The organism is Mesorhizobium sp. M7A.F.Ca.CA.004.06.1.1, assembly GCF_003999135.1.
Classification (GTDB): Bacteria; Pseudomonadota; Alphaproteobacteria; order Rhizobiales; family Rhizobiaceae; genus Mesorhizobium.
In genome coordinates this window covers 1-1210 of sequence record NZ_RZPQ01001145.1, presented here as the reverse complement: position 1 = coordinate 1210, position 1210 = coordinate 1, and the positions used below count along the sequence as shown (strand labels likewise).

The 1210-nt window shown below is 63.6% G+C and carries 2 protein-coding genes; both read left to right on the top strand.

The genetic code is table 11. The features are described 5' to 3' along the window. Positions 1-496: acyl-CoA dehydrogenase family protein (locus EN906_RS34610; protein WP_281060478.1), on the top strand; the 496-nt coding region annotated here is incomplete at its 5' end. A 194-nt stretch (positions 497-690) separates the two neighbouring features. Beyond that, the coding region (locus tag EN906_RS34605) for a hypothetical protein (protein ID WP_127375797.1) at positions 691-1210 on the top strand (520 nt) is incomplete at its 3' end.

Below are 1210 nucleotides of genomic sequence, written 5' to 3'. Positions count from 1 at the left end.
CGTCAAATACTGGGTCTGCAAGATCGCGCCCCCGCTGCTCTATGAGGCGATGGAGTGCCTAGGCGGCAACGGCTACGTCGAGGAGGCGCCACTCGCCCGCTACTATCGCGAGGCCCCGGTCAATGCGATCTGGGAAGGCTCGGGCAATGTCATGGCGCTTGATGTGCTGCGCGTGCTCGGCCGTGCGCCCGGCCTGTTCGAGGATGTGCTGGCCGGCATCGACCGTGATCTCGGCGCCGGCGGACGCGGCACGATCGGCGTTCTGAAGGCGGCGATGCAGGTTGCCTCAACCGACGAAGGTTCGGCCCGGCTGCTGACCGAGCAGTTGGCACTGTCGGCTGCGGCGGCGGAATTGCGCCGCCTGGGGGCAGGGCGGATCGCCGACGCTTTCGTCGAGACGCGTTTGGCCGGCCAATGGCGCAACACCTATGGCATGATCGATTCGCGCCACGATGCACGCATGATCATCGACACGCTCTATCCGCCGGTGAACTGAGCGGCGAGCATCGCAAAAACCGGCGCCATCCACAGTTTTGACGCGTTGGCGGGCATCCTCACGCGTATGGCTGATCACCGTTAACCTTAACAAATGGTTTCCGTTGCGATGGCGGACGGCAAGGCCCACTGTCCCGGCGCGAGCAGGGAATGGTTCAGATTGGCCGTCTCTTGCTTTGCGAAGCAGGAACACCGATGCGACAGGTACTGACCTCTTTTCTGGCCTTGCACTGGGCGATTGTTTTCGCCCTGCTTGCGCTCATCTGCATCGACGGAAACCGGGGTGTGGCGGCGGCACTCGGCGTGCTGGGCACCACAATCGAGGGTACCCGCTTCGTCGACCTCGACAATTTCGTTGTCGTGGCGCCGCTCGCCACCGCATTGCTTGTCGTCGCGGTTCTGTTTTTCTGGGCCTTTGTCGAAGCCCTGGTCAACGACGCGACCAGTCCCGGCGCCGACAGCGTCGCCCGCATCGCCTTCATCAGCGCGTCCGGCATGTTGTCGCTGATCGTCATCGGAGGTGCCGCGCAAGGCATCAACGGGCTGTTCATGGCAGTTGCCGTGCAGCTGACGGCACTTCTGGCGTCCTACGTCGCCATGCTTGCCGAGCGGCGGTCCGTGGTTGCGGCAGCGGCTTCCGGCGAAAGCGAGATCCATGCCGTCGCGCATGACATGGCAAAAGCCGCGGCTCACAATTCGCTGCTCTCACTCATAT